General features: G+C 57.4%; 4 protein-coding genes. All 4 read left to right on the top strand.

Annotated features, from left to right (window positions below):
* Positions 1–119 precede the first annotated feature (119 nt).
* The 4 genes from HKK57_RS26570 (at position 120) to HKK57_RS26555 (ending at position 6888) form a co-directional block, all read left to right on the top strand.
* The gene (locus HKK57_RS26570; RefSeq protein WP_224791175.1) at positions 120–626 is read left to right on the top strand and encodes an RNA polymerase sigma factor; all 507 of its coding nucleotides are present in this window, start codon (positions 120–122) and stop codon (positions 624–626) included.
* Positions 623–1567, top strand: a complete 945-nt coding sequence (locus HKK57_RS26565) for a FecR family protein (protein WP_169391141.1) — start codon at positions 623–625, stop codon at positions 1565–1567. Before HKK57_RS26570 ends, HKK57_RS26565 begins: the two co-directional genes overlap by 4 nt.
* 107 nt (positions 1568–1674) lie before the next feature.
* Complete coding sequence (locus HKK57_RS26560) at positions 1675–4161, top strand: TonB-dependent siderophore receptor (protein ID WP_169391262.1); 2487 nt, start codon at positions 1675–1677, stop codon at positions 4159–4161.
* A gap of 198 nt (positions 4162–4359) precedes the next feature.
* Positions 4360–6888, top strand: coding sequence for a TonB-dependent siderophore receptor (locus HKK57_RS26555; protein WP_169391140.1), 2529 nt, complete (start codon positions 4360–4362; stop codon positions 6886–6888).
* Positions 6889–7074: the final 186 nt, after the last annotated feature.

The following is a 7074-nucleotide window of genomic DNA, read 5'->3' as shown; positions in this document are numbered from 1 at the left end:
GGCGGGCGCTGGCGATCAGTCAGCGCCCGCTAATTTTATGCTGTTGCGAACGATTCTCATAAATTGTAGTCTAGCGCCCCCTATGTGTGCCCTGCACACGGATGCTCATGGAGTGTGCGTTGGATCATCTGGATCGGTTGTTTCGCCTCTATCATCGCGAACTGCAGCAGATTGCCTACCGGCGCCTGGGTGACCGGGAAATGGCGGCAGACCTGATGCAGGACGCGTTCGTACGTTATGTCGGCCTCGACCGGCAGCAGCGCACCCATACCATCACCAATCCGCGGTTCTTCCTGATTCGCGTCATGCGCAACCTGATCATCGACCTGGGCCGCAGCCGTACGCGGCGTGGGCCTATGGATTCGCTGGAAGATGTGCAGCACGAGCTGCTCGACCCATGCCCGGGCCCTGCCGCACTGGTGGAGATGCGCCAGCAGTTGCAGCTGTTGCAACAGGCGTTGGGAGAATTGTCCGATAACAGCCGCCAGGCTTTGCTGCTCAACCGCCTCGACGGCTTGGGCCATGCGGCGATTGCCAAGCAACTCGGGGTGTCTCCCAGCATGGTCAGCAAATACATCATGAGCGCGGTGCTGCATTGCGCCCGGCGTCTTGGGATGACCGAGTGACGCGCGAGCCTGCCCCGGATAAACCTTCGCCGCTGCTCACCGAGCAAGCATTGCAATGGTTGGTCGACCTGCATTCGGGCACCGCCGAGGCACCTACCTGGGACGCCTACCTGCAGTGGTGCGAAACCTCGCCCGAACACCAGCGTGCCGCCCACGCGGCGGAACGCTTGTGGGAGAGCCTGGGCAGCGCACTGGAGCGTCCACCAGGCTCATCACGCCGCTTGCTGCAACTGGGGCTGGTCGTCGCATTGGGCCTGGCCGGCGGTTTGTCCTGGCAGGCAGAACACCAAGGCTGGATGGCGGACCAAGTGACAGGCCTGGGCGAGCACCGCCGCGTGACATTGGCCGATGGCTCGCACCTGGAGCTGGCGCCGCGCACCCGCGTGGATATCGACATGCAAGCGGGTCGCCGGGTGTTGCATTTATATAGCGGCGAGCTGTTCGTCCAGGTCGCCCCCGACACCCAGCGCCCATTCGAAGTACGCGCCGGCCGTGGCAGCCTGCGCGCGCTGGGCACCGGCTTCGACGTGCGGCGCGAGGGCGAGCAAGTGCGCATGGTCGTCACCGAACACACCGTGCGCGTGACATTGGACGGCGACCCGCAGACCACCGATGTGGAAGCCGGGCAGGCCGTGCAATACGGCCCGGACGACCTCTCGCGCAGCCAACCGGTTGACGTCGCCACCGCTACCGCCTGGCGCCGCGACAAACTGGTCTTCAACCGCCAACCCCTGGGCGAGGTGCTGGAACAACTCGGCCGCTACCACCGTGGCGTAATCTGGGTTCGCGACAACAGCCTGCGCGACCTGCCCGTGACCGGCATCATCGCCACCGACGACACCGACGCCCAACTGAAACTGCTGCAACGCACGCTGCCACTGCGCGTGCGCCTGCTGCCATGGCTGACCGTGATCGAACGCGACGACTCGCCGCGCCAGTAACCCCGGGTTTAAAAAATACGCTGGCTGCCGCTGTCGGGTTTCAGAAGGCTGACGTCTTTCCTGTTGAGATTGATTTTTATTTGGCTGATTTCAGCAGGGGGAGCGTTATGCAGCATCTGATCAGGCACACCGCCTTGAGCCTGGCACTAGCCACGGCCAGTGCCGTGGCAATGAGCCTGCCGGCACAGGCGGCGCAGCAGCAGAAGACCGACACCCGGACCTACGACATCGAAGCCGGGCAACTGGATCAGGTACTGACGCGCTTTGCCGAGCAGTCCGGGTTGCGATTGATGGTCGTCAGCGAGTTGGTCGCTGGTCAGCAGTCGGACGGGCTCAAGGGAAATTATCCGGTGCAGCAGGGGCTTGATCGGTTGCTACTGCGCAGCGGCTTGAGCGCCCGGGTCAGTGATGACGTGATCCTGATTGAAAAAACACCGGCGCAGGGAGGGGCGGTGGAGTTGGGGGCTACGACCATTCAGGGGCAGGGGATGGGGGAGATGACGGAGAATTCGGGATCGTATACCACTGGCCTCACCAGTATCGGTTCGAAGACTCCGACCAGCTTGCGACAGACGCCGCAGTCGGTGTCAGTGGTGACAGCGAAGGTTATTGAAGAAAAGCGCATGACCGACCTGGCTGAAGCGATGAAAACCACACCAGGCATTACGGTTACCAACAATAACTTCCGGTTGTCAGATTTCTCCTCTCGAGGCTTCAAAATCGAGAACATCCAAATCGACGGTGCCGCTCCCATGGCCCTGGGTACCACGTCGGGCAGTTTCTATTCCAACAAGAGCTACGACCTGGTGGAGTACGACCACGTTGAAGTCTTGCGGGGTGCGTCCGGGTTGTTCGGTGGTACAGGTGACCCAGGCGGCATGATCAACCTGGTACGCAAGCGTCCGTTGGATGCCTACCAGTTAAAGATCGATGTCTCGGCGGGGAGTTGGGACAACTACCGCACGCAGATGGATGTCACCGGACCTTTGGGGTTTGACGGCAAGCTGCGTGGGCGAATGGTGGCCGCCTACACGGATCGCCAATACATGGCTGATGATCGCGCCCTGGAAAAGCCGATTTTCTACGGGGTGTTGGAAGCGGATATCACGGATGACACACGACTTACCCTGGGTGGGCGTTCTGAACGCATCCATGAGACGGGGTCAGGCACCGGCTTGCCGCGTTACCTTGATGGCCGGGATCTAGGCCTCTCGCGAAGCGCCAGCCTGACGCAGAACTGGGCGTACCTGGATGGTCGCTCCCAGGAAATATTTGGCAAGATCGATCATGAGTTCAACGAGAACTGGAAGGGCAACGTTTCCTATACCCAGACCCTGGACTCAGGGTTTTCCAAAAGCGCATTCTCATTTGGCGCGGTTGATCCTGCGACCATGACAGGGCCCAATACCGGGGGCTCCAATAACAAATACCGCAGCGATCAAAAGCTGTTTGATGTGAATCTCGCCGGCAAATTCGAGGCAATGGGGTTGCAGCACGAACTCCTTGTGGGGATGGATCACCAGAAAATCACCAGTTCATGGGCGGGGACTGCCCAGGCCACTGGATCGGGTGTACCAATCGATGTCTTTAATCCAGCACCATGGCCACAGCCCGACACCGACAAAGATTTCTTCCACCGTTTTAGCCCCAACACCCAAGTGCAGTACGGCCTGTACTCCACCCTGCGTTTGCAATTGGCCGCGCCGTTGCATCTGATTATCGGTGCTCGTGCGCAGCGTTATAAATTCGATCAACTCTATCGTTCCCGCGACAAGGGGGTCTGGGGTACTGATTCAGATGTTTCTGTGCGCGAACCCACGAAGGTGGTGCCATACGGCGGCATCGTCTATGACCTCACGGATGAATGGTCGACATACGCCAGTTATTCCGAGATTTTCAAACCACAGCAAACCAAACTGATGGGGCCGTACCCGGGTAGCCCTATCGAATCCATGACGGGCAAGACTTATGAAACGGGAGTCAAGGGAGAACTGTGGGGCGGGGCCGTCAATACGTCATTTGCGCTTTACTACACCAGCCGTAAAAACGAGGCAGTCCTTGATCCCCGCTACGAAGAGTCCAGTGTGCTGCACGGCGGTAACTGCTGCTACCTACCTCAAGGCGAGGTAACGAGCAAGGGTGTTGATATGGAGTTCACCGGCGAACTATTGCCGGACTGGAACGTATTGGCCGGCTACACCTATAACCACAACCGCAATCGCACCGCAGCAAAAGTATTCAGCAGTGTGACACCCAAGCATCAGGTCAAGCTTTGGTCTACCTACCGTATGCCCGGTTTGTTCAACGACCTGAAGGTGGGTGGCGGCGTTAATCTACAGAGTGCTACAGATGTCAGCGGGACGACCTGGTTCAACGCTCATCAGCGGTCTTACGATTTTAAATACAGCCAGTCCGGATACGCCGTTTGGGACGCCATGGCCGAGTATCAGTTGGATGAGAACTGGAGCGTGCTTTACAACATCAATAACCTGCTCGACAAGCACTACTACAGCAAACTGGGGACACCGTCCTCGGGCAACTGGTATGGCGATGAACGCAACCATATGGTGACCTTGCGCGGTACTTTCTGGTAAATCGCAGATAAAAATGAGCCCGCGTGATGGCGGGCTTTTTAATGAGCGCATGCCAGCCTTGGCTGACTGTGATGGGGCGCCATGAGCGCAGTTTGTGGAAAAAAATATATACCTATCGCCACTGTCGGTGTTCGGAAGGCTGACGTCTTTCCTGTTGAGATTGATTTTTATTTGGCTGATTTCAGCAGGGGGAGCGTTATGCAGCATCTGATCAGGCACACCGCCTTGAGCCTGGCACTTGCCACGGCCAGTGCCGTGGCAACGAGCCTGCCGGCACAGGCCGCGCAGCAACAGAAGACCGACACCCGGACCTACGACATCGAAGCCGGTCAACTGGACCAGGTACTGACGCGCTTTGCCGAGCAGTCCGGGTTGCGATTGATGGTCGTCAGCGAGTTGGTCGCTGGTCAGCAGTCGGACGGGCTCAAGGGAAATTATCCGGTGCAGCAGGGGCTTGATCGGTTGCTACTGCGCAGCGGCTTGAGCGCCCGGGTCAGTGATGATGTGATCCTGATTGAAAAAACACCGGCGCAGGGAGGGGCGGTGGAGTTGGGGGCTACGACCATTCAGGGGCAGGGGATGGGGGAGATGACGGAGAATTCGGGATCGTATACCACTGGCCTCACCAGTATCGGCTCGAAGACTCCGACCAGCTTGCGACAGACGCCGCAGTCGGTGTCAGTGGTGACTGCGCAAGCGATTCAGGACAGCAGGGCGGTGGACCTGACTGACGCGTTGAAGCTGACGCCTGGGATTACCCTGAAAAAAACCAGTGTTCGCACCACCGATTTTTACTCTCGTGGCTTCATGATCCAGAACATCCAGATCGACGGCGCCGCCCCCATGGCCCTGGGTAACTCGGCGGGGAGCTTTTATTCCAATAAAAATTACGACCTGGTGGAGTTCGACCACGTAGAGGTTCTGCGCGGGGCCTCAGGGTTGTTCGGCGGCACGGGGGATCCGGGGGGCATGATCAATCTGGTACGCAAGCGTCCGTTGGATGCCTACCAGTTGAAGATCGACACTTCGGCAGGCTCCTGGGACAACTATCGTACGCAGTTCGATGTAACAGGCCCTATGGGCTTTGACGGTAAGTTGCGCGGCAGGTTGGTGGCGGCCTACAGCAACAATGGATCTTTCCAGGATCATATAAGCGACGAGAAGCCAACGGTGTATGGGGTGTTGGAGGCGGACATCCAGCCAGAAACCCGCGTGACCTTTGGCGGCCGCTCCGAACGAATCCATGTTAATGGCTCCGGCATTGGCTTGCCGCGGTACATTACTGGCGATGACCTGGGTTTATCCAGGCGCACTAGTCTTACACAGGGCTGGGCCTATCAGGATGGTCGGTCCCAGGAGCTGTTTGCCAAGATCGACCATGAGTTCAACGATGACTGGAAAGTAAACGCGACCTACACGAGAACCCTGGAATCCGGGCTTTCGAAAAGTGCTTTTGCCAGCAATGGCCTCAATCCGATCACACTCAAAGGTACTAACTGGGGTGGTAACACAACCGCCTATCGCAGCGAACAGGGATCGGCAGATATCAACCTTGCCGGGAAGTTTGATGCGTTCGGTTTACGACATGAGTTTTTGCTCGGCATGGATCATCAGAAGATCACCAGTCGGTGGCGCGGCACCAGCCAAAGCGAAGGGGCCGGTGGTGACCTCGACGTATTTGATCCAGGCTCCACACCTTGGCCTCAGCCACCAACCCGCAAGGATTTTTTCCGTGATTACAGTCCCAATGACCAAGTTCAGTATGGGTTGTATTCCACCTTGCGTTTGCAACTTGCCGAACCTCTGCACCTGGTTGTCGGTGCCCGTGTCCAACGTGTTAAGTACAGCCAGACGTACATGGCGGATTGGGATGGGGGTGGGTTCAAGACGGAGTCCGATGTGTCGTCGCGTGAGCCTACCAAGCTCACACCCTATGGCGGCCTGGTCTATGACCTGAATGATGAGTGGTCGACCTACGCAAGTTATTCCGAGCAGTACAGGCCTCAGCAGCTGAAATTACAGGGCCCGCCACCTGGCACCCCACTTGAGGCAATGAAAGGCCGTGCCTATGAGACCGGGTTGAAGGGCGAACTGTTTGGTGGGGCGGTGAATACCAATTTCTCGATTTACTACACCGAGCGGGAAAACGAAGCGGTAGGCGACTCCCGTTATCCATCGACCGAAGTGCAGTTCGGTGGCAACTGCTGTTATCTGGCAGAGGGCAAAGTCATCAGTAAGGGCGTCGACATGGAGGTGTCGGGTGAAGTAATGCCTGACTGGATGCTGATCGCTGGCTACACCTATAACAACAACCAGAACCGCAAGGACAATGCTGCGTTCAGCACTATCACCCCCAAGCACATGGTCAAGTTCTGGTCCACTTATCGCCTGCCAGGTGCTTTCAATGATGTGAAGCTGGGAGGTGGGGTCAATCTGCAAAGCGCCACTTACGTCAGTGGCTCTGCTGGTGTCCTGGATAAAATGGGGAACCCGGTCAAGGATGCCGACGGTGAAAATCTGTCCATTCCCTTTGATTACAAACAATCGGGCTACGCCGTCTGGAACGCCATGGCTGAGTATCGCCTGGACGAGAACTGGACGCTGGTCTACAACCTCAACAACGTATTCGACAAAACCTATTACACGGCTGTTGGGTCTTCCTACTCTGGTAACTGGTACGGCGACCCTCGTAACCACATGCTGACCTTGCGGGGGACCTTCTGGTAAACAAGGTTTGAAATGAAACAGGGACATCGTGAGATGTCCTTTTTTGTTTCTGTTACAAAGTGATTGGGAATCCTTCTAAATTATTTTTATCCCGAACGTTCATTAATGGCTCGATACCGATTCAAGTCAAAACCGTCCCTCTGCAACAGGGAGTGGGGTCCGGACGGTTTAGCTAAATTCAGGTCA

Origin of the sequence: Pseudomonas sp. ADAK21 (genome assembly GCF_012935735.1) — a bacterium.
In the GTDB taxonomy this organism is placed as follows: domain Bacteria; phylum Pseudomonadota; class Gammaproteobacteria; order Pseudomonadales; family Pseudomonadaceae; genus Aquipseudomonas; species Aquipseudomonas proteolytica.
The sequence above is the reverse complement of the archived record's forward strand: the minus strand, read 5'-3'. Positions and strand labels throughout refer to the sequence as shown.